We start from the raw sequence: 22,214 nt of genomic DNA on the forward strand, positions 1-22,214 counted from the left end.
CGGAGGGAATCGGCGGGAACGGTGTCGTGGTGGACGTCGGCTCGCCTGTTCCTCCGACTCGTGCCTGTTCCTCCGGTTGCAACCGGAGGAAGTGACTGAAGTCGGAGGGAACAGGCGGTACCGAGACTCAGTACCGGGCCGCTCGCATCGGCGCGGGCGACCACAGACCCGAGTGCGTGCTCGAGCCGATCGTCAGTTCGGCGGGCTTCGCGGGTGCGATCTCGCTGAATTGCTGCAGCGAACCCCAGTCGCGGCCCCAGTCGTTTCGTAGATACGACGGAATGATGGTGGCCCGCAACATCGATTGGGTGACACCCAACGGACCACCGGCATCGGCGGACATCCACGTCTGGCTGTTTTGGCGAGTTGCCTGCGCGTCGGGGAGGATGCGCCACTGCGGAACCTCGACGACACCGTGCTTCACCGCCATCGGCTTCTGGCACGGGAACACCAGCGCCGGCAGCCAGTCGATCAAGACCGGGTCGTCCTTGCCCACCAGGTCGTTGAGCGTGCGCATCGTGGTGATGCGCGGCGGCGTGACCGCCAGCCACTGATCCGGTGCGCCGGCGTTGTCCTTGGCCACCACCCGGACCACCGAAGCACCCGCGGGGGCATCGGACAGCGGGAAGCGGAGGTTGCGCCAGATGGGTGGATCGCCGATGTCGATCGGGCTCATCAGTCCCATCGGGATGACCGTGTTACCCGGTCCGGGCCTGCCGAACTCGACCACCAGTTGCTGTCCGGGCTGGGCGATGCCCTCACCGTCCACCGCGGCGATACGGCCGGCAGCCGACAGGGTCAGCAACGGCGCATCGGCCTGCCGCTGCGGCATCTGGTACCAGGCCGAGGTGAGCGACGCGTTCTGCGAACCGTAGCTGCCCAAGACGGGGGTCTCGGCAGGGTCGAGTCCGAAAGGCAACCTCACGGTGGACCCGTTGACGCCGAGCGCGCCCTGTCCGCCACCGGTACCGGCCTCGTCCGCCTCGGTCGTGTCGCCGGATCCGGCCCCGGTCTGGGCGGTGTTCTGTGCCGTGGTGGTGTCGCTGGTCTCGGTGGCATCCACCGACAGATCGTTCGGTACACCGTTGGGGGTGAATCCCGCCATGCCAGTCCCGGCCAATGCGTCGCCGGGTGACAGATCGTCCTGCCCGGCCACCGTTGCCGGTGCCAGCAATCCGCGGTTCGGATCCGGTTCCACCAGAACGTCATTGGCGAGGGCGCAGATGTTGCCCTTCAGTGCGTCGACGTTCGAGTTCAGCCACGACCAGCTGTCGCGTTGCTCGTAGGCAGCCTTGACAAACGAGAGCAGCATGAACAGGACCACCAGGCCGGCCAGCACCGGCATGGGTGAAAAGGCCAGTCTGTGCAGTGCTTTCGACCCGGACGCCCGCTGTTCGGCGTCCACGTAATCGTCCCGGAAGTGCTGATAGAGGCCGACGAGCGTGGTGGCGACAGCGATCACCAAGACGATCCACGTGACCCGGATGCCGCCTATGGCCGGCGGCTGATCCCACCAGGGGATGCCGTAACTCGCCACGAACCACCACCCGTTGGTGCCGGCGAACGACAGCGCGACCACGTACAGCACCGCAGCGGCGAAGAATGTGCGATTACGCCTGCGTCGTAGCAGGGCAGGCGCCATCATCGCACCAGCGGCGGCGGCCAGAGCCGCACCGATACCGGCGTAGACGCCGAGGTGGTGGGTCCACTTGGTGGGGGTGAAGGCCAAGAAGAACATGAAGCCGAAGACACCCGCGACCAGGCGCCAGGTGGGCCCTTTCGCGATGCCCATCGGCTGGCGGCGGCGCAGCAACATGAGCAGCACCACCATCAGGCACAGGAACGCCATCAGGATGCCGAATCGCCTCGACAACGTGCCGTCGGCGGTGGGCAACATGAGGTAGTAGTACCGAACGGGTTCCTGCCACCATTCGAGCGTCGGCCCCACCTCGGAGGCGACCTGCGACGACGTCAGGATCGTCGAAAGGGTCTGATCGGCAAAGATGTTGTACAGCACCGATGTTCCCGCGGCGAGGATGGGCATCAACAGCGGTAGCAGCCCGTCGCGGTGCCTGCGGGCGACCACTCGTCGCAGCAGTGGGCGGATTCCGGCGAGCAGCAACGCGACGGCCATCAGGCCACCCGGTGCGAGCGCGAGGGTGAAGGCGGCAACAGCCGAACCGATCGCCAGCGGCAGCAACCGACCGGTGGCGATGGCGCGGTCGACGCAACACCAGGTGAGCAGCGCGCCGATCGCGAGCGCGGGTTCGGGCCGCAGGCCGTTGTTGAACGGCATCCAGATGGCCAGGAACACAAACGCTGCCGACCACAGTGCCGGGGTGGAATGACGGACCGTCCGGCCGAGGCGCGGGATCACCTCACGCGAGATCAGCCACCACCCGAGAAGGCCCAGCAAGAACGCGGGTAGTCGCATCCACGGCGCCGACAGGCTGACCTCGGTCATCGCCGAGATCACCTGGTAGTGCCAGCCGAATGGATCCTGGGGCACTCCGTAGTAGCGGTAGTAGTTGTCGACGTATCCCGCTTCTCCGGCGATGCGCCCGACGGTGAAGTTGTAGCCGTCGTCGGAGGTGTTCGACCCCATCAGCCACCAGAAACCGAGCACCGCGAACACCACGACGTCGGAGAACCGGATGGTCCACCAGTGGGTGGGCAGGATGCGCCGATGTCTGCGACCGTCCCGGGAGTCGAGGAGCGCGAGCGCCACCAGTGACACCACAGTCATTGCCACGCCGATGACGAGGGCGGCGAACTTCAGGTTGGTGGGGGTGGTGACGAACCGGGTGTCGATGGTCGCGCTGAACTCCAGTCCCTCGGGTGAGGTGCCTTGGGGGAGTTCGGTGAAGACGCCGACGATCTGTGGTCGGAGATTGGGATCGCGGACGTCGAAGGACAACTGGCCTTCGGTGCCGCCGTTCTCGATGCGCCCGGCCGTACCTTCACCATCGGCCTCGACGATGATGCGGCAGTTCGGATCCGCCTGTGCGACAGCTCGATCCGCGGTCAACAACACCACGTCGCGGCCGGTCACCGTGATGCTGTCGGACGTGGCCCGGATGAACAGGCCCTTGGACGTGGCCTCCTGCCCGCCGGCGGGGATCGTCGAGAGCAGAACCCCGCCGTCGGCGGGGAGGTCGGCAGCGGTGGAGCAGGGAACGGAGACCCGCATGTCGGTGGGGACAAACGACACCAGTGGCGCCGCCACGTTGACCACCTGGTTGTCCTGCGGCCAGTTGAGTTGCGCCGTGGTCTGATTGACCGGCATCAGCGGGCTCAGGCAGGCGAGCAGGAACCCGATGAGGCCGGAGACAACCGCGACGATCTTGACGTTGCGGTAGCCGGGACCGACGTAGCGGCTCAGGCTCCGCTTTGCGGTGGGGGGTTCTGTGTTGATGGTGCTCGCCTTTTCACTCATTTTCCTGCGGCACCACCCTCAGTGAGCCGGTGCGTGACCATCCCCAGTTCTTCTCTGTCCCCGTGGTGATCTCGGCTGCCGGAGCATCCGGTACCAACGGGGTGTACTTCTCCAGCGACCCCCAGTCGCGATACCAGTCGTCGTCGAGGTAGGTCGCCACGGTGTTCGCCCGCGCCAGCGCTTCGGGCACGGCCAGCACACCACCGTCGTCCGCGGCCTGCCACGTCTTGGATTGGGAGGCGGCGGTCACCCTGTCGGGCAGGATGCGCCACTGCGGGATGTCGGCGACTCCATCGGTGATGGAAAACGGTTGCTGGCAAGGGAACTGAGACGCCGCGCTCAAGTCGATCAGCGTGGGGGAGTCCGATCCGACGACTTCTTGCAGGGTCTTGAGCTGCGGTGCGCGGGGTGGGGTGACCGCGAGCCACTGCTTGGGGTTGACGTTGTTGTCCTTGGCCACGATCCGCATGGCGGTGGCATCCCGGGGGACCTGCGCCATCGGGACGCGCAGGTTGCGCCACGGCCGGTTCGGCTTGTCGGGCCCGGGGTCGATGGGCACGATCTGCGGGCCGAGGTCGGTGAACGACCCATCGGGATTCGGGGCACCGAACTGCACCTTCAGCTGCTGCCCGAAGGTCGCCACACCCTCTTCGTTGAAGGTGAACACCGGTCCGGCGGCGCTGAACACGATCAGCGGCGACGCGTCACGGGCGGGGAGGTTGTACCAGCCGGTGGTCAGTGACGCCTCTCCCGAGTCGTACCCGTAGCTGCCGAGCGCCGGCGTGGTGGCCGGGTCGAGGCCGAACGGCAGCGCGACGGTGGAACCGTTGACCGTTTCCGGCCCGGTTCCGCCGGTGATGCCGGCACCGGCACCCGACACCACAAAGGGTTTGTTGAAGCTGGCCGACACGTTCATCTGGCCGGGGCGGGACGAGCCCGCCTCGGGTGTCAGGTCGCCGGCAACGCCGTTCGGGGTGAAACCGACCGCATTCTCGCCGGCGAGGGCGTCGGACGCCGATGCGCCGTCGGCAGGGGTCAGCATGCCGCGGTTCGGGTCTTCTTCGACCAGCACCGCATCCGCCATCGCGCAGCTGTTCCCGCGAAGAGCATCGATGTTCGCACCGAGCACCGTGTAGGCGGGATACCGCGACAGCGCGGCCTTGGCGAACACCGCCAACATGCAGATCACCATGAAACCGGCGACCAGGGCGATGGGGGAGGAGGCGATGAACAGCCGCCGGCGGTCGGACCGCGCCTCGGCGGCCGACGCGTCGGGACCGTGGGCTAGCCCCTTGTTGGCGACGTAGTCGAGGCGCAGGTGCTGCCATACCGCGACGGCGCCTGCCACCACGGCGAGAACCAGGAAGATGGTGGACACCTCGCGACCGGCGAGTACCGGTGCCTTGTCGAACCACGAGATGCCGAAGTTGTAGGCGAAAGGCCAGGCGTTCTCGCCGGCCATCGCCGCGGCGAGAGCGAAGAGCAGTCCCGCGACGAAGACCGACAGGTTCCGCACCGACCGCGCCGCCGACTGGGCGACAGCGATGGTGGCCGTGGCGGCCAGCGCAGCGGCGAAACCGGCGAACACGCCGTAGTGGATGGTCCACTTCGTGGGTGTGAACATCATCAACAGCAACGTGATCAGCGTGGCGCCGAGCACCCGCCAGGCCGGCCCTGGGTCGACTGCACGAATCTTCTTGCGTCGCAACATCACCGCGAGGGTCACGAACACCGACGACAGCAACAGCAACAGCGGCACCCGGCGGGTCAGGGCGCCGTCGGGGGTGGTGACGGTGATGAAGTAGTACCGCAGGTACTCCTGCCACCACGAGATGGTCGGTCCGACGATGTAGCGCGTGCGCACGGCATCGAACACCGATGCCAAGGTCTGATCGCGGAAGACCACGAGCACGACCAGCGAGGCGGCCGCGACGGACGGTGCCATCACAGCGGCGAGGTCGAGCACCCGCACGCGGTTGCCGCGTTCGGGGTCGCGGCCGCGTTCGAGCAGCACCCGCAGCATGGGCCGGGCGCCCACGATCAGTACGGCAATTGCGATGACACCCTGGGGCGCCACGGCGAGAGTGAGCCCGGCGCACATCGCAGCCAAGGCAGCCGGTAGCAATCGACGCGTCGCGATGGCGTGCTCGACGGCCCACCAGGTCAGCAGCGACCCCAGGATGATGATCGATTCACTGCGCAGGCCACTGGCGAACGGCAGCCAGAACGCGGTGAACACGGCCGCGGCTGCCCAGATGGCCCAGGCGCTGCGGCGGACTCCGGCGCCGAGGCGGGGCAACAGCACCCGCGACAGGATGAACCACGACCCGAGACCGGCGGCGAGCGATGGAATGCGCATCCACAGTCCCGAGGCCGACACCTCCGACCAGAGGGCCAGGAACGAGTAGTACCAGTCGAACGGCGCCTCGGCGATGCCGTAGAAGCGGTAGTAGTTGGCGAGATAACCCGCACCCTCTGACGCGCGGCCCATGTTGAGGATGTAGCCGTCGTCGGGTGAGCCGGCGCCGAGGAAGTGCCAGATGAGCAGCACGGCGATGACGGCCAGGTCGGTGACACGCGGTCGCAGCACCTTGCCCCATGCGGGGGCGCCGATCCGCCGGTGGTAACCCGCGAGCCAGTCGAGCCGGCCGAGGCAGATCAACGAGACGGCGATCGCGATGATCCCGACGATCAACGCGAGTTGCTTGATCAGGGTAGGTGTCGAGGAAAATCGCGTGTCCACCACTGTGGTGACCGAAAGCCCCTGCGCCTGGGCGGCTTTCACGTCGTCAGTGGGAATGTCGGTGAAGACGCCGTCGAATTGTGGTCGTTGGTCGATGCCCAGGGTGCCGACCGGACCGAGGCCGACGAACTGTGCGCCCACCCCTCCCGGGTTCGACCAGATCCGGAGATCGCGGCATTGCGGCGATCCGACGGCGTCGCGGGGCGCCGTGGCAGCCAGCTCGTTACGGAACACCACCGACACCGACGACGCGGAGGCGGTCACGACCAAGGCCTTCTGATTGAACTGCTGGGCGCTCGGAGGCATCGTCGCCAGCACCAGGCCCCCGTCGGTTCCGAGGCTGTCGATCAGGGAGCACGGAATGGTCGCATCGAGGGTCTGCGGCGTCTGCGCGATCAACGGTGCGGTGACCGACGCGGTCGCGCTGGAAAGCGGCTGACCTGCGGGCCAATCGATCTTCGCGGTGGATTTGTCGACCGGCAGCAGAGGGGTGATCGCACACAGCACGATCCCGACCAGTCCCGCCACGATTGCGGTCCAACGGACAGTCCCCGCACTGGGGATGTGAGAGGACACAGGCACGAGCAACGATGGTATTGCACTGACCTGAGAGCCCGAACCTGCCCCGAGCGGGGGATCGGTCCTGTGACCGCTGCGGTGACCTACGGCACAGTCAGTACCGGATGGGCGCAGGACTCCATAGTCCGGACCGAGTGGTCTCGCCCAGCTTCAATTCTGCCAGACCCGCCGGCTCACCGTAGGGCTCGTAACGGACCAGCGAACCCCAGTCGCGACCGATGTCGCCCTCGAGATAGGAGGGCACCGTGGTCTTGTCCAGGGCCACCTCGATCCAGCCCAGTGGCCCACCACCGAAGGCGTCCTGCCACGCGCCGACCGCGGCGGACAGATCGGCACCGGGCGCGATCCGCCACTGCGGCATCTCTGCGACCCCGTCACGGTGGTCGAACGGGCGCTGGCACGGGAAAGCGAGTCCGCTGGTCCAGTCGAGCTGGACGGGATCGGTGCTGCCGACCATCGTCTGCAATGTCTGCAGACGCGGTGATCGGGGTGGCGTCAGTGCGATGAAGCTGTCCTGGGCGAGGTTCTCGTCCTTCGCGACGATGCGGATCGCCGTGGTGTCGTTCGGGAACGAACTGCGGTAGGTGCGCAGATCCCGCCACGAGGGTCGTGGCCCTGGGTCGATCAGATCGACCTCGCCCGCCACCTGGAAGTCCTCGTTCGAGTCGCCGGACCCGGTCGAGTACTCCATCTTGACGTTCTCGATGTCGAACTGACCGGCGACCGCCATCGTGATCAGCGGGGTGTCGGCGTTCCGTGCGGGAAGCCGATACCAGGACGAGGTGAGGTACGAGGGGATCTGGTCGTTTTGCGAATAGCTGCCGAGCACGGGTGTGACGGCTGGATCCAGCCCGAACGGCAGCTTTGCCGTACTGCCGTTGACGCCGGCCTGATCGGTTTCACCGCCGCCGGTCCCGCCCGCGTTCGAATTGAGCACATCCGGCGAGATGGCGACGTTTCCGCCGAGCACGCCGAGACTCCCCGCGCTTGCGGTCGAGTCCAGGCTCAGCGGCAGACCGTTTGCGGTGAAACCCGCATTGGCAGGCGCCCCTTCGGCCGGTTCGGACGAGCCGTTCAGGCCGAGTGCGACGTTGCCGTCCACCGGCTCGAGGAGGTCGCCTGAAGGATCGGGTTCCACCAGGACCTTCTCGGCCATCGCGCAGATGTCCCCGCGCAGGGCATCGACGTTCGACGACGGAATGGAGAACGATCCACTCTGCTTCACGCCCGAGGCGACACCGGTGCCGATCTGGAAGACCACGAGGAACGCGCCCGCGACGGCCAGAGGTGCCGCGGCGAGTGTGCTGTACCACCGGCGAGGGCGGGTGCCCTGCGCCCTTGAGCCGGCCGCGACGGCGTCCTTGCGCCGATCGAACGGCTCGCGGAAGTGGAACCAGAAAGCGACGAGCAGCGCGGCCGCGCAGAGGTACAGCATGACGCTGCCCAGAGCGACCCCGAAACGAACGGGAAGCGCGCCCCACGGCATGCCCCAGTTCGAGTAGTAGAAGAAGGCGTTGGGTGCGGTGAACGACAGACCGGTGATGAACAGCACGAGTGCGATGAAGAGCATCCGGTTGCGCCGGGCGTGCATGGCCTCGGCACTCACCGCGATGGCCGCGATGGCGGCCAGTGCCGCCGCCAGTCCGGCGAACACACCGAATTGGTGAGTCCATTTTGTCGGGGTGAACATGAGGAAGATGAGCGAGGCGAAGGTGATCCCCACGATGCGGCGGGACGGGCCGAGCGCTGTACCGGGTATGCGGCTCTTCCGGATGAGCATCGCGCCGGAGACCACCAGCCCGACGAGCATCGCCAGCACCGCGAACCGTCGGGACACCGAGCCATTGGCCGAGAACTCGAACAACGCGGAGTACCGGTCGATCTCGTTGTACCAGTGCAGTGAGGGACCCAGCGCGGTCTTCATGCTCGTCGACTGCGTGAATGCGGCGAGGGTCAGATCGGAGAAGACGACAAACATCACGAACACCCCGGCGGCGGCGACCGGAGCCACCATCGCCAGATAACTTCTGAGGTCCCCGCCGATGGCCTTGGCTCGTTTGATCAGGGCCATCACCATGGGGCGGGCACCGGCGATCAATGCCGCGACCGCCATCAGGCCTGTGGGTCCTGCCGCGAGGCTGAATGCTCCGATCGTGCAGGCCACTGCCGCAGGGAGGATCCTGCCGGTCGCGATCGCACGTTCCACCGAGCACCACGTGAGCAGCGCGCCCAGGCAGATGATCGGCTCGGGTCGGAGTCCGTTGTTGAACGGGAACCACGACGCGAGGAACACGAAGGCGGCGGTCCACGGCACGATCCGGTTGGTGGTCGCCGCGCGGCCGAGGCGAGGGAGCACCTCGTGGGAAAGGATCAGCCACACCAGGATTCCGCAGACCAGCGCGGGCAGGCGCATCCACGGGCTGGCGGTGGTGACGTGCGCCAGCCATCCGAACACCTGGTAGTACCAGCCGAACGGGGCCTCCGGCGCGCCGTACCAGCGGTAGTAGTTGGCGGTGTAGCCGGCGTGCTCGGCAACCCGGGACATCGTCAGGATGTATCCGTCGTCCGATGTGTTCGCGCCGACTATGTGCCAGATGACAAGCGCGCCGATCACCACGCCGTCGCGGGCGTTGAACGTCCACCATCGGGCGGGCAGGAACCGGCGGTGCTTGCGGCCATCGGTGGAGTCGAGCACGGCCAATGCGCCCAGAGAGATCAACGTGCAGAGCACCCCGACCGCAATCGCCAGCCACTTGAGGACGGTGGGGGCGGTGCTGTACCGGTCGTCGATGGTGGCGTGCGCCGTCAGACCGGGCAGCGACGTCGCAGCGCCGGTCAGGTCCGTGTAGATGCCGGTCATCTGGGGGCGCTGGTCGCCGTCGGTCGTCTCGCCGACGAGCGGTTCACCTTCGGCGTCGGTCATCCCGACGAACTCGGCCTTCACCGATTCAGCGGTCGCGGTCACCTTGATGCTCTCGCAACCCTGCGAACGGATATCGGCGAGCGTCGCGAAGGCCACGGGGGTGTTGCGGACCACCACCTCGACGGACTGCCGATCCAGTGCGTCCGTCGCCTGGCCGGACTTGCGAATGAAAAGACCTCGGGCGACTGCCTTTTCGGCTTGTTTCGGGGTGGTCGATACGAGCACGGTCTGGCCGGGCCCGGTGAGCTGGTCGACGGCGCTGCACGGCACCGTGATATCGAGGTCGATCGGTGCATAGGAGACGAGTGGTGCGAGCACCGACTGCAATTTGTCCTGCTGCGGCCAGTTCACCTCGGCGGTGGTCTGATTGACGGGCAGCAGCGGCGTGGCCAGGGCAAGGAAGACGCCGAGCAGGCCGGTGACGATCGCAGCGAGCTTGGCGATCCGCGCCCGGTCGTGGGTCGGTTTCACGGTCGGGGCGTCAGCAGGCACAAACGCAGATGGTAACCGCCTGGGCGTGTCGGATTCTCTTGCGGTGCCGCGCCGAGCCATACAGTTGCCCCATGATCGACAGCCGCGAATCCGGTGACCGTGCGCCCATCCTCTTGCTGAACGGGCCCAACCTGAACGCGCTCGGCACCCGGCAGCCTGATGTCTACGGCGCCGACACCCTCGAGGACGCGGTGGCGATCGCCACCTCGGCCGCGGCGGAGTCCGGTTTCACCGTGCAAGCGCGCCAGACCAACCACGAGGGCGAGATGCTCGAGTGGATCCACGGGGCACGTGGTCATGCGTGCGGAATCGTCATCAACCCCGGCGGATGGACGCACACCTCGGTGGCGTTACGGGACGCGCTGGTCATCCCCGAGGTGCCGATCTTCGAGGTGCATGTCAGCAACGTGCACGCGCGTGAAGAGTTCCGCCACCGGTCCTATGTGTCCGGCGTCGCGGAAGGTGTCATAGCGGGGTTCGGCATCCGCGGTTACGAGTTCGCGGTGCGCCGACTCGTCGAGCTCGTGCAGGCTTCGTCGGGTGTCGATCAAATGTGAGCTGTGACGAGCATCACATCCGAAGCACCGTAAATTGTTGAATAGAACCCCAACGACGGGTGAATGGCTCTGACTTTCGGCAGATCAGAGGGTTCACGGGCCGCGTGTGGGAAGGTTGGAGGCCCTTTCTCGGTTATGATCCTGCAGAACCATTGCGCCCTCTCCGGCCTGCCATCGTAGCGAGATGTGTCGGACCTGTGACTTGTACGCGGTAGTTTCGCGTTCGATCCGCAAACTCGGGTCAGGCGGTACGAGCTCGAAGTAGGTAGTTGGAGGGTTATATGCGGGAGTTGATTTATGGCAACCCGTGATGCCCGATCGACCACCGCCCCGGAGCTCGACTCGGCTGCGATCGACGCCTACGAATCCGAACTGCGGGAGACCGGCTTCCGGGCCGCGGTCACCCGGGTCAATCGATACCTTGCCCGCCCTCGATGGTGGGTCGAGATCCTCATGCTCGGCGCGCTGTACGCCATCTATTCGGCCATCCGTAACAGCGTGGGCGACGTCGCCGCGGCGGCATACCGCAACGCCGACGAGATCCTGAGGATCGAAGACAGCTGGAACTTTGCCCTCGAGCGGCCACTCAACGAACTGGTGCACACCACCACGTGGCTCGCCAACCTGGTTGCCCTCCAGTACGCCACCCTGCACTTCATCGTCACCCCCGTGGTGCTGATCTGGCTGCTGTTCCGGCGCAAACAGTATTACCGCCAGGTCAGCGGCGTGCTGGTTCTGACGACGGGCTTGGCCCTCATCGGTTTCTACTGGCTGCCCACCGCGCCGCCGCGCCTGCTCAAAGGTGAAGGATTTGTCGACGTCATGGCGCAAACCGCCTCGTGGGGCTGGTGGCCTGAGTCGGGTGCGCCCGGCAGCGACGCCATCTCCAACCAGTTCGCCGCCATGCCTTCGCTGCACTGCGCATGGGCCACCTGGTGCGGTGTGACGCTGTTCTTCCTGGCCAAGTGGAAGTGGCTGCGCATCCTCGGCCTCATCTACCCGTTCACCACTTATTTTGTGGTCATGGGTTCGGGAAACCACTACATTCTTGATGTCATCGCAGGGGTCTGGCTCCTGGCGGTGGCGGCGCTGATCATCTACGCGCCGACCTTGACCCGATGGTGGCGCAACCGAGCGGCCCGCAGGCCGGAGAGCGCAGGGGTGTCGATCGGATGAGCTTCCCGGTGGCCTTGCCGGCACTTGGCCGGCGGCCGCTCCTCCCACTCCTGGTGGCGCTGATCGCCATCGTGGGCCTGTGGGTGGCGCACCCGACGGTCGGGGATCTGCAAGCGGCCATCGCGCGTGAGGAAGCTGCTCGATCCGGCGTCGGCCTCGGTTACTGGTTCGGCTGGTACGGCGGGGTCTCGCCCGGCAGCTATTCGCTGATCGTGCCGGCGCTGTCGACACTCACCGGTTCCCTGCTCCTGCTGTGCCTCGCCACCGCTGCCATCGCTCTGCTGGCCGTCCCGCTGGCCAAAGGCGCCACCCACCAGACCGCGCTGGTCTGGGCCATCACCATCGCCGCAGTACTGAACATGCTCTCGGGCCGGGTGGCGTTCGCCGTGGGAGCGGCGATCGCCCTCGGTGCCATCGTCGTGGTGCGCCGCGGGTATCTGGCGCTCGGGGTCATCGGCCTGCTGGTCGCCGGGCTCGCGAGTCCGCTGGCCCCGGCGTTTGTCGGACTGGCCGCGGTGCCCTTTGCCTTCGGCCGTGACGAGCAGGCCCGGACCACGTGGTGGGTGCTGGGTGGGTCTGCCCTCGGAGTGGGCGTTCCCTTCTTGATGTTCGGCAGCCCCGGCGCTCAGGGGTTCCCCGCCACCACCCTGTTCTGGGTCGCCCTGATCGCCGTGGGCGGCGCCGCCGCGCTCACCATCCCACCGGCCCGGTGGATCGTGCCACTGGCGAGTGCCGCGGCCATCGTCATGTTCCTCGTTCCGACGGGCGTCGGCTCCAACCTCAGCAGGTTCTTCTGTCTGGTGCTGCCGTGTCTGTGTCTCTTCTACTCGAAACGGTCGCTCAAGTTCCTGGCCATTGCCTTGGCCCCGGCCCTCATCTACGCGACGTTCGTGGCGACTGCAGACCAGGTGGTCGGAGCCGACTCGGGCGACAGCAACCGCGACTACATCCCCCTGCGCTCGCAGCTGGTCGACCGGCCGGAGATCAACAACCACCGCGTGGAACTGGTGGATGCCCAAACCCACGCGGGCGCACACAAACTGGGCATGACCATCAAGCTGGCGCGTGGCTGGGAGAACCAATCGGACTCGCGGTTCAACCCGATCTTCTACGAGGAGAACGCGCTGACCCCGCAGTCGTACAGACAGTGGTTGTCGGAGAACTCGGTCGCCTTTGTCGCGGTCTCTGCCGATCCGCTACGTCAGATGAAAAACGAAGCCGCACTGGTGCAGTCGGGCCTGCCCTATCTCGAAAAGGTCTGGGGCAACGACAAGTGGGACCTCTACAAGGTCGACGACCCCGCCCCGATCGTCCCGGCGCCGCTCACGGTTGTCGAGTCGTCGCCGGCAAAGCTCGTCCTGGACGTACCCGACACACAGGCGCACGCAATTCAGGTGCGCTACAACAAGTATCTTGTCGCGCGCAGCAGTGTGGACGAGAACCTGTACGCCTGCATCACCGAGACACCCGACAGCTGGGTCACCTTGCAGGCCACCCTTCCGGGTCAGTACATCCTCGAGGGCCTGCTGTCGGTCCGGGGAGTCGTGGGCGCGCAGCCGCTCGACTGTGGCGCTGAGCGGTAAAGAACTAGGGGCCCTGACCGGTAGAGAACTAGGGGCCCTGACCGGTAGAGAACTAGGGGCCCTGACCGGTAGAAAACTAGTTGCGGACCACCAGGACGAAGGGCCCGATGTTGGTCACCGTGAACCGCGGATCCTCGAACACCGACCGGTTGAAGGTCACCGTGTACCGACGGACATTGGGGTCGTTGGGGTAGACGTCTTCGGCCAGGCGCAGATCGTAACCTTCTGCGCTGTAGCGGAAGAGGAACACCGTCGGTGGTCGCCACGGCGAGGCGTCGAGTTGCTCGACGAGGCTGTCCGCGGTTTCGGCCGTCGACCACTGTTCGATGGCCGCAGCGCGTTTGTCGAACTCCGCCAACGGGTTCGCGTAGTGCGACGTGAGTCCCTGGAACCCGTAGTACGGGTACACCGACAGGAATCCGTAGTCGGCGGTGAGTACCACGGTGTCGTCGCGTGGCCGGCCCGTCTGGGTGGTGATGGCCGCGTCGATCTCGGGGAAGTAGGCACCCGCTCCAGGCGGCCGCTGGTCTGCGCGCACACCGTTCCCGTCCGTGTCGGTGTAGGCGACGGTGATCTCGGTGGCGAGGTGACCGGGAATGCTCTGTGCCACAGCGATGGCTGCACCAGTGGCGAGTATCGCCACCAGGGTGCGCACGTCACCGAATCGGCGGACCGCCACAGACGCCAACTCCGCGAAGCCGTACACGCCGGCAACACCGAGGACCACGGTGAGCAAGGGCTCCATGCGGAACGAGAGGAGGGTGGTCCCGGTGGCCGTGACCGCCATCGACAGCAGGCAGAACAGATAGATCGAGACGACCGTGACACCGAAGGTCAAAGCTGCGGTCCGGGTGCGGAACCGAAGGATGATCCACACCAGACCGACCATGGTCAGCGCGCCGATCAGCGACCAGTGCAGCATCGGTGTCGGGAGCACGGCGCCCGACCCCGGCAGATAGTGCTCGGCCGTACCACCCGAGGCGGGCTCGTTGCGAAGCCTGTCGTAAAGGTATGGCGCCCAGACGACGAGCGCCACGAGGATGGCCACCGCGGCCATCCCGGCCAGTCGCAACACCAGGTGCAGCACGGCGTGTACCCGCTCGGTACGGATTCGAGACTTGTTGACCGCCTTGTTGTCCAAACCGAACCATGCCACTGCGGCGAGGTAGAGCGCCATCAGCACAGCTGTCATGGCGAACAGGCCGGTGTAGAGCGTGTAGAAGGTGGCGCTCAGGCCGAGGAACAGTCCACCGGCCACGATCGCGGGCACGCTGCCCGACCGCAAGCCGTGCAGAATCGTCACCAGCATCGGAGTGCCGAGCAGCACCAGCACGGCCGCGTAGGGCTCGGGGCTCACGTACATCAGGGTGAGCACGGTGGAGGCCAGTGTTGCCGCGATCGCCAGGTCGGTGCGGATCATCCGCTGCCACAGGGCCATCGACAACGCGGCAGCGATGGACATCGAGATGATCGCCCACGGTTTGTACGCTTCCCAGCCGGGCTGACCTGTGAGGGAGGCGTAACGTCCGCCCAGCCAGAACCACCCGGCGGGGTAGTACGGCGGTAGATCGGCGTAGGTCATGTCGGCAAGGGCGGGGCTGTTCGTCAGCCTGGTGAGGTACTCGGTGCGGAACTGCTGATCCACCGAGATGCCGAACAGGTAGAGCTTGGTGGCTCCCAGCGGCATTGCCAGCGTGACCACTGCCAAGGCCGAGATACCCAGCCACGACAGGGGTTTGATCGCCCACGTCGCCTTGCCGGTCCGCGACAGCATGACGGCGACGATCATCAGGACGACCGCGAGGACCTGACCGGTGGTGGTGAGAGCGGTCTCGACGTTGGACGAGTTGAACGCAGGCCAGTCCACGCGGCCGATCGCTGCCAGCGCAATGCTCGACACCACGAGCGCGACGACGGCCGCGCCGATCAGGTCTGCAACCGACAGCAGGTGTCTGTTCCCGCTTGAACCGTGCGCGACGCGATGCCCATCGTCGGCTCTCGACCACAGGTGTCGGCGCATGGATCAGATGGGAAGTTTGCGGAAGATCGGACGGGGGATGTGGCGAAGCACCATCATCACAAAACGGAATGGCGGGGGCGCCCAGACGAGTTCCTTGCCCTTGTCCGCTGCCGACACCGCCAGCTTGGCGACGTCTTCCTTCTCGACCGTCAGCGGTGCTTCCTTCACGTGCGCCGACAAGCGGGTGCGCACCATGCCCGGGCGGATGACGAGTACGCGGATGTTGTGTTCACGCAAGGCCTCACCGAGACCGAGGTAGAACCCGTCGAGGCCGGCCTTCGTGGATCCATAGACGAAGTTGCTGCGGCGCACGCGTTCTCCGGCGACCGAGCTCATCGCGATGATCTGACCGTGGCCCTGTGCGCGCATCTTCTCGCCCAGGAGAACGCCCACCGATACCGCGGCGGTGTAGTTGATGTTGGCGGTGAAGACGGCTTTGCGCTGGTCTTGCCAGACCTCTTCGTCCACACCCTGGACGCCGAACGCGACGATGGCCACGTCGATGTCGCCCCCCGCGAACGCCTGGTCGATCACGGCAGGATGGCTGTCGGGGGTGAGGGCGTCGAAGTCGATGCGCTCCACCGACGAGGCGCCGGCGGCTTTCATCTTCTCGACGGCGGCCTCACCGGCGGGATCGCCGGGCATGGTGGCCAGGACCACACGCATCGGCCCCTTCTTGAGGTATTCGGCGGTGATGGCCAGTCCGATCTCGGAGCTGCCACCGAGTACCAGGACGGACTGTGGGACGCCTACGGCGTTGATCATGAATGTTCCTGTCTAGTCGGCAGATCGGGGGAGTGCAGGCTCGAACGAGTTGTTGCTCAGGCGAGTTCGAGGCGGCGGGCCATGTCGGACATGAACACCCCGGTCGGGTCGATCCTTCGGCGGGTGGCGATCCACGAGTCGATCTCGGGATACATGGCGTGGAAGTTCTGTGCGGAGGTCCGCGAGTCCTTGGCCGTGTACAGGCGTCCGCCCATGGCCATCACGCGACGATCGAGCTCGTTGAGGTATTCGCCGAGTCCCCGTTTGATCGGGAAGTCGAGACAGACGTTCCAGCCACGGAACGGAAAGCTCAGGGGCGCTTGGTTTCCGTCGCCGAAGAGCTTGATCACGTTGAGGAAGCTCACGTGTCCGGAGGCCTGGATGTCGGCGATGATCCGCTTGAACTCGTCCTCGTTGCCGGTGGGCACGATGAACTGGTACTGGGTGAATCCGCCGGTACGCCCGTAGGCCCGATTCCACTCTCCGAAGATGTCGAGGATGTGGTAGAACTGCGCCAAGTTCTTGACCTGGCCCTTTTTGTTCGACCCCATCCGGTAGTAGGCCTCACCGACGATGGAGAAGTCGAACTTGTTGGCCAACCCGTTCGGGAAGATGTCGGGGAAGGTCACCAGCGGTTTGCCGTTGAACTTCAGCGGGTCCTTCTGCAGCTTCGGCGGCAGCTCGTCGAGTCTGGCCAGATTGCCGCGACTGAATGACCCGCGGCCGAGCTTCGGCGGCTTGCTGATCGAGTCGAACCAGCCTGATGCGTATTCGTAGCCGTCTTCGAATCCGTCTTCGAGATGGAGTGCGATGGTCTCGTCGAGACTGCTCGTGGTGGCGGTGTCGGCGATGAAGTACGCACTCTCGGTCCGCTTGAGCTGAACCTTCGCCCGCAGGATGATGCCGGTCAGTCCGATTCCGGCGATGGTCGCCCAGAACAGTTCGCCCTGGGGGTCGTCGGGGCTGCCGGCGGGGGTCAGGGTGAGGATGCGTCCATCGGCCACCAACAACGTGATCTCCACAACGTGCTGGCCGAAGGTGCCGGCGCTGTGATGGTTCTTGCCGTGGATGTCGTGCGCGATGGCTCCACCGATGGTGACCTGCCTGGTGCCGGGCAAAACCGGAACCCACAGCCCGAACGGGAGGGCCACGGTCATCAGCTCGTCGAGTGAGACGCCGGCATCGAGGTCGACGATCCCGGTGGAGTCGTCGATCGAGTGGACGCGCTTGAGCTGCGTCATGTCGACGGTCAGGCCACCGACGTTCTGTGCGGATTCGTTGTAGGAACGTCCCAGTCCGCGGGCGATCACGCCGCGACGCAGGTAGGACGGCTTGTCGGCGTTTGCGTCGGCAACCTGCGCGACAGCCTTGGCGATCACCTCGACATCGGGTGTCGCCAGCACGTGACCCTCGATCGGCGTCGTACGGCTCCAGCCGACGAGCTTGCGGGTTTCAATGGGCAATTCAGCGGTAGACATCGGAGCAGAGCCTACCGGGCGTGTCATCGGAACTAGCCATTCGACAACGTGCGGTGTAAGAATCCCGTATGCCTACACGATCGGTCTTCATCACCGGTGCTGCAGCCGGTATCGGACGTCACACTGCCCTGACGTTTGCGCGCAAGGGATACCTCGTCGGTGCGTACGACATCGACGAGGCGGGATTGGCCAGTCTGGCCGACGAGGTGAAGGCCGCGGGAAGTCGCGCGGTCACGGGCCACCTCGACGTCACCGACGCCGATGAGTTCGCCACCCGTCTCGACGAGTTCGCCGACGGCAACGGTGGGCGGCTCGACGTGCTGATCAACAACGCGGGAATCCTGCTGGCGGGTCCGTTCGAGGAGATCCCGCTCGCCACCCAGCACAAGCAGATCGACATCAACGTCAAGGGCGTGACCAACGGGTGCCATGCCGGGTTCCGGCATCTGAAGGCCACTCCGGGGTCGGTGCTGGTCAACATCGCGTCGGCGTCGGCGATCTACGGCCAGGCCGAGCTGGCCAGCTACAGCGCCACCAAGATGTACGTCCGCGGTCTCACCGAGGCGTTGGACATCGAGTGGGGCAAGCACGGCATCCGCGCCATCGCCATGTGGCCGCTCTACGTCCAGACCGCGATGACCAAGGACGTCCGTACGGGCACCACCGACTCGCTCGGGATCCGCCTCGGACCCCAGGACGTCGCCGATGCCATCCTCGCTGCCGTCGAGGAACCCAAGACCAGCAAGCTCATCCACCGGGTGCACTACGCCGTGGGGTTGCAGACCAAGGCGCTGTCGCTTGGTGCGCGTTTTTCGCCGGCATGGCTGACCCGGGTGGTGAACAAGAAGCTCGCCCACTCCTGAGCGGGCTCAGCTCACTCCGATTTGTCGTCGTCGAGCTGTTCGAGGCGGGCTTCCTCGAGGTCGAGCAGGTTCTGCGCGTGGGTCAGTGATTGCGAGCTGTAAAGACCCAGCTTCCTGGCGTGCAGCAGTGCCTCGCGTTCGGCGGCGAGGACGGCGAACCGCAGTCGGAAGTAGCGCCTGCGTCCGTCAGGGTTCTGGCTGGGGTCGTCGGTGGACTGCACGCGACCGATGATGCTGTCGGCCCGGACCATCTCGACCACGGCTGCGGTCACCTCGTCGTCGGGTAGGTCCGCCGCGGCGGGGTCAGCGAGGGCGGCGGTCGCTGCGCGCTGGAGATCCTCGACGAGCTTCCCGTACTCCTCACGGAGCCTGTCGGGATCATCTGACGTCACCTTGGCGGTCCTGATGACGGCAGGCAAGGTGAGTCCCTGGAGCAGCAGGGTGGTCGCCGCGACCACAAACGCGATCAGGATGAGCTGGGGGCGGTGCGGCGTGGTCTGTGGAAGGGTCTGAGCTGCGGCCACGGTGATCGCTCCACGCATCCCGGCCCAGCCGAGCACCACCCCACCGCGCCAGCCGAGAGTCTCGTTGAGCTGGAAGGACAGGTCCGCGGACACCCGGGTGATCCGGGTCTGTGCGAATTGGAGACGTCGCTCGGTGAGGTGCCCTTGGGTTTGGTGGGCGTGCAACTGTGCCTGTATCTCGCCGATCTTCGACACCGCCTCGTGGGCGCGGCGGGTGTCGCGGCGGAGCAACGCCACGAGCGGACCCACGAACGCGATGCGCAACATGATCACGATGGCTGAGGCCACCAATCCGATCGCGATGGCGGTGATGGTGCTGAACTGGCTCTCTTCCACCTGCTCGATCGACTTCTTGAGCTCCATCCCCATGAACAGGAACACCGCGCCCTCGAGAAGGAAGGCCAGGGTCCGCCAGTTGATCGTCTCCGCGATCCGGTCCTGAGCGCGCAGATACCGCGATCCCTGATGCCCGGTGATCAAGCCCGCCACCACCACCGAGAGCACTCCCGAGGCGCCGATCTCCTCCGCTGGGAGATACGCGACAAACGGCACCACGAAGGAGATGGCCGTGGTCAGCACGGCGTCGTTCAGCCACCCACGGATGCGGATGTTGACGTAGCCGACCACCGACCCGACGACCACCGCAGCGGCCACCGCGAAGGCGAAATCGCCGAGGACACCCCAGATCGACACGGTCCCGGCGAGAGCCGCCACCGCCGACCGCAGGAGGACCAAGGCCGAGGCGTCGTTGACCAGACCCTCGCCTTCGAGCACCGCGACCACCCGTCCGGGCAATCCCAGCTTTTTGCCCACCGATGTCGCGGCGACGGCGTCGGTCGGGCTGATCACCGCGCCGAGGGCGAATGCGGCGGGCCAGCCGAGGTCCGGGATCAGGGCGTGGAAGAACCATGCCGTTCCCACCGTGGTGACCACCACGAGAAGGACCGCCAGCGCGGTGATCGGTTTGAAGTTTCGCCGGAAGTCCTGTGCAGGCATGTTCACGGCGGCCGAATACAGAAGGGGTGGAAGCACTCCGGCGAGGATCAGCTCGGGCGCGAACTCGAGCCGGGGAAAGCCCGGGATGAAGCTCAATCCGGTTCCGACGGCCACCAGCAGCAGCGGTGCGGCCACCCCGAGGCGGGCGGAGAACACCGACACCGCCACGATGGCGAGCACCACCACCACACCCGCCAGTGTCAGGGTCACATCATCTCCTCATCCGGGTGGCTGCCAGCCGTTCATGGTGCTTCATCAGGTCGGTGACCGAACGGATGACGCCGCCGAAAAGTGTCAGGAACGCAGGACCAGCGCCGCAGCGTTGTGGCCCGGGATGCCGCTGACACCGCCGCCGCGCCGGGCGCCGGCCCCGGCGAGCAACACCCGCCGATGGGCGGTTTCCACACCCCATGTGCCGACTTCTGCAGGTGTTTCCGCCCAAGGCCATTGCAGCGGCCGGTGGAAGATGTGGCCGCCGGGCAGTCCTACCGCCTCTTCGAGTTCCGGCGGGGTCTTCGCTTCGATGCAGGGTGCACCGGTGCTGTCGGTGGCGATGACGTCGGCGATGGGTTCGTCGAGGACCGAGTCCAAGGCGGCCAAGGTGGCGGCCACGGCTTCGTCTCTTGCCCCTGGCCGGGTGAACAATTCCGGCGTCATGTGCAGTCCGAACAGTGTCAGGGTGTGCATACCGGTGAGATCGGGGCCGAGAATGCTCGGGTCGGACAGGGTGTGGCAGTAGATCTCACTCGGCGGAGTCGTCGGGATCCGGCCGGCCGCGACCTCACGATGTGATCGCGCCAACGCGTCGAAGCCCTCGTGGATGTGGAAGGTGCCCGAAAACGCCGCGCCCCCCGGGACATCGGTGTCGCGCAGCTTCGGCAGGCGCCGCAGCAGCACGTTGATCTTGAGCTGGGCTCCACGTGGTTTCGATTGCAACGCAACATCATTCCCGACAAGTCGATCGAGAACAAAAGGGGCGCAGGCGGCGTGGATGAACTCGGCCCTGGCCGTGCCCTGATCCCATTCCACGGTGCCGTCGCCCGGGTCGACAGCAATGACGTCGGCTCCGGTGCGGATGTCGGCGCCGGCGTCGACGGCTGCGGTGGCGAGGGCGCCGGAAACCGCGCCCATGCCACCCACCGGGACGTCCCAGTCGCCGGTGCCACCGCCGATGAGGTGGTAGAGCAGGCAGATGTTCTGGGCGAGCGACGGGTCGTCGAGATCGGCAAACGTGCCGATGAGCCCGTCGGTTGCGACGATGCCCCGGACCAGGTCGTCGCTGAACGTGTCGGTGATGATGGTGCCGGCCGGTTCGGTGGTGAGGCGTTCCCACATGTCCATGGCGGCCAGATCGCCACCCGCGATCATCGCCATCTCATCGCCGCTGACGAGCGGTCGCAGCATGGTCGGGAAAACACCTTCGGCGATCGTCGACATCGCGGCATAGAACTGTTTCCACGCGCGAAAGTCCGCGTCAGATCCCGTGACGGCTCGGAACGATGCCGCTGTCGCTGCTTCGTCGGCTGTGTCGACCAGAATGCCTCTGGACGGATCGGCGGGGAGCGGCGTGTATGAGGAGTACCTGCGCCGGACAAGGGTGATGTCGAGTCCGAGATCGGCGATGATCTGCCGTGGCAGCAACGACACCAGGTACGAGTAGCGGGACAGCCGCGCATCCATGCCGGGGAACGGCCGGGCGGAGACGGTTGCGCCGCCGACGTGCGGGGCGCGTTCGAGCACGAGCACCTTGTGGCCCGCCCGGGCCAGGTAGGCGGCCGCGGTCAGGCCGTTGTGGCCGGCGCCGATGACGATGTCGTCGTAGATCTGCATGCCCGTCATGATGCTCCCGGCGCGCATCGCCGGCCATGCGAGCCGCGACGGCCTCATCACACGAGTTGCCGATCGTCTAGCCCGTTGAATGTTCGAGTTGAACAAAACGCCCGATGCAAAAAATTGAGTCGGTCAATTCACGTAATGTTCAGGACGAGACCTCGAACACGCGGGGGACAATGGGGTAACAATTCGCAGCACGTATGCGACAAATATGTGAGACCAAACGTCCGAGTCGCGGTGGAGAGG

At 66.0% G+C, this 22,214-nt stretch carries 12 protein-coding genes; 4 read left to right on the forward strand and 8 right to left on the reverse strand.

Annotated features, from left to right (window positions below; all coding sequences use genetic code 11):
• Window positions 1–127 precede the first annotated feature (127 nt).
• The 3 genes from CSW57_RS12360 to CSW57_RS12370 all read right to left on the reverse strand — a co-directional run bounded on the left by CSW57_RS12360 (window position 128) and on the right by CSW57_RS12370 (window position 10,233).
• On the reverse strand, window positions 128–3,436 hold the full coding sequence (locus CSW57_RS12360; RefSeq protein WP_099383010.1) for an arabinosyltransferase domain-containing protein: 3,309 nt from the start codon (window positions 3,434–3,436) through the stop codon (window positions 128–130).
• The gene (locus CSW57_RS12365) at window positions 3,429–6,761 is read right to left on the reverse strand and encodes an arabinosyltransferase domain-containing protein (protein ID WP_099383011.1); all 3,333 of its coding nucleotides are present in this window, start codon (window positions 6,759–6,761) and stop codon (window positions 3,429–3,431) included. Before CSW57_RS12365 ends, CSW57_RS12360 begins: the two co-directional genes overlap by 8 nt.
• Window positions 6,762–6,852: 91 nt before the next feature.
• A complete protein-coding gene (locus tag CSW57_RS12370; RefSeq protein ID WP_099383012.1) occupies window positions 6,853–10,233 on the reverse strand; it encodes an arabinosyltransferase domain-containing protein in 3,381 nt (1,126 codons plus the stop codon).
• Between the two features lie 11 nt (window positions 10,234–10,244).
• Here CSW57_RS12370 and aroQ point away from each other — a divergent pair, with 11 nt between their 5' ends.
• The 3 genes from aroQ (at window position 10,245) to CSW57_RS12385 (ending at window position 13,489) form a co-directional block, all read left to right on the forward strand.
• Complete coding sequence (gene aroQ, locus CSW57_RS12375) at window positions 10,245–10,730, forward strand: type II 3-dehydroquinate dehydratase (protein WP_099383013.1); 486 nt, start codon at window positions 10,245–10,247, stop codon at window positions 10,728–10,730.
• A gap of 297 nt (window positions 10,731–11,027) precedes the next feature.
• The gene (locus CSW57_RS12380) at window positions 11,028–11,906 is read left to right on the forward strand and encodes a phosphatase PAP2 family protein (protein WP_030167761.1); all 879 of its coding nucleotides are present in this window, start codon (window positions 11,028–11,030) and stop codon (window positions 11,904–11,906) included.
• Window positions 11,849–13,489 (forward strand): hypothetical protein, encoded by a 1,641-nt coding sequence (locus CSW57_RS12385; RefSeq protein WP_223249215.1) that lies wholly within the window; start codon window positions 11,849–11,851, stop codon window positions 13,487–13,489. The genes CSW57_RS12380 and CSW57_RS12385 overlap by 58 nt, the downstream gene beginning before the upstream one ends.
• A 76-nt stretch (window positions 13,490–13,565) precedes the next feature.
• Here the strand turns inward: CSW57_RS12385 and CSW57_RS12390 are convergent, their stop codons facing one another.
• Genes CSW57_RS12390 through CSW57_RS12400 form a run of 3 tightly spaced genes read right to left on the reverse strand, consistent with a single transcriptional unit; the run spans window position 13,566 to window position 17,752 of the window.
• Window positions 13,566–15,509 (reverse strand): galactan 5-O-arabinofuranosyltransferase, encoded by a 1,944-nt coding sequence (locus CSW57_RS12390; RefSeq protein ID WP_099383014.1) that lies wholly within the window; start codon window positions 15,507–15,509, stop codon window positions 13,566–13,568.
• Window positions 15,510–15,512: 3 nt separating this feature from the next.
• Complete coding sequence (locus tag CSW57_RS12395; RefSeq protein ID WP_023954826.1) at window positions 15,513–16,274, reverse strand: decaprenylphospho-beta-D-erythro-pentofuranosid-2-ulose 2-reductase; 762 nt, start codon at window positions 16,272–16,274, stop codon at window positions 15,513–15,515.
• 56 nt (window positions 16,275–16,330) lie between these two features.
• Window positions 16,331–17,752, reverse strand: coding sequence for an FAD-binding protein (locus tag CSW57_RS12400; protein WP_099383015.1), 1,422 nt, complete (start codon window positions 17,750–17,752; stop codon window positions 16,331–16,333).
• Between the two features lie 68 nt (window positions 17,753–17,820).
• Between CSW57_RS12400 and CSW57_RS12405 the strand changes: the two genes are divergently transcribed.
• Window positions 17,821–18,615 carry an SDR family oxidoreductase gene (locus CSW57_RS12405; RefSeq protein ID WP_099383016.1) on the forward strand — a complete coding sequence of 265 codons (795 nt, stop codon included), beginning with the start codon at window positions 17,821–17,823 and terminating at the stop codon, window positions 18,613–18,615.
• Window positions 18,616–18,626: 11 nt separating this feature from the next.
• On the opposite strand, the gene CSW57_RS12410 is transcribed toward CSW57_RS12405, so the two are convergent.
• Both CSW57_RS12410 and CSW57_RS12415 read right to left on the reverse strand, forming a co-directional pair.
• Window positions 18,627–20,345, reverse strand: a complete 1,719-nt coding sequence (locus tag CSW57_RS12410; protein ID WP_099383017.1) for a cation:proton antiporter — start codon at window positions 20,343–20,345, stop codon at window positions 18,627–18,629.
• A gap of 84 nt (window positions 20,346–20,429) precedes the next feature.
• On the reverse strand, window positions 20,430–21,974 hold the full coding sequence (locus tag CSW57_RS12415; RefSeq protein ID WP_370623945.1) for a phytoene desaturase family protein: 1,545 nt from the start codon (window positions 21,972–21,974) through the stop codon (window positions 20,430–20,432).
• Window positions 21,975–22,214 lie beyond the last annotated feature (240 nt).

This window comes from Williamsia muralis (assembly GCF_002735905.1).
GTDB lineage: Bacteria > Actinomycetota > Actinomycetes > Mycobacteriales > Mycobacteriaceae > Williamsia > Williamsia muralis_A.

Excerpts from the sequence above, each read along its gene's own strand:
- CSW57_RS12360 (WP_099383010.1), bottom strand. The coding sequence starts at position 3,436 with ATGAGTGAAAAGGCGAGCACCATCAACACAGAACCCCCCACCGCAAAG.
- CSW57_RS12370 (WP_099383012.1), bottom strand. The coding sequence starts at position 10,233 with ATGGCTCGGCGCGGCACCGCAAGAGAATCCGACACGCCCAGGCGGTTA.
- aroQ (WP_099383013.1), top strand. The coding sequence starts at position 10,245 with ATGATCGACAGCCGCGAATCCGGTGACCGTGCGCCCATCCTCTTGCTG.
- CSW57_RS12380 (WP_030167761.1), top strand. The coding sequence starts at position 11,028 with ATGGCAACCCGTGATGCCCGATCGACCACCGCCCCGGAGCTCGACTCG.
- CSW57_RS12385 (WP_223249215.1), top strand. The coding sequence starts at position 11,849 with ATGGTGGCGCAACCGAGCGGCCCGCAGGCCGGAGAGCGCAGGGGTGTC.
- CSW57_RS12390 (WP_099383014.1), bottom strand. The coding sequence starts at position 15,509 with ATGCGCCGACACCTGTGGTCGAGAGCCGACGATGGGCATCGCGTCGCG.
- CSW57_RS12395 (WP_023954826.1), bottom strand. The coding sequence starts at position 16,274 with ATGATCAACGCCGTAGGCGTCCCACAGTCCGTCCTGGTACTCGGTGGC.
- CSW57_RS12400 (WP_099383015.1), bottom strand. The coding sequence starts at position 17,752 with ATGTCTACCGCTGAATTGCCCATTGAAACCCGCAAGCTCGTCGGCTGG.
- CSW57_RS12405 (WP_099383016.1), top strand. The coding sequence starts at position 17,821 with ATGCCTACACGATCGGTCTTCATCACCGGTGCTGCAGCCGGTATCGGA.
- CSW57_RS12415 (WP_370623945.1), bottom strand. The coding sequence starts at position 21,974 with ATGACGGGCATGCAGATCTACGACGACATCGTCATCGGCGCCGGCCAC.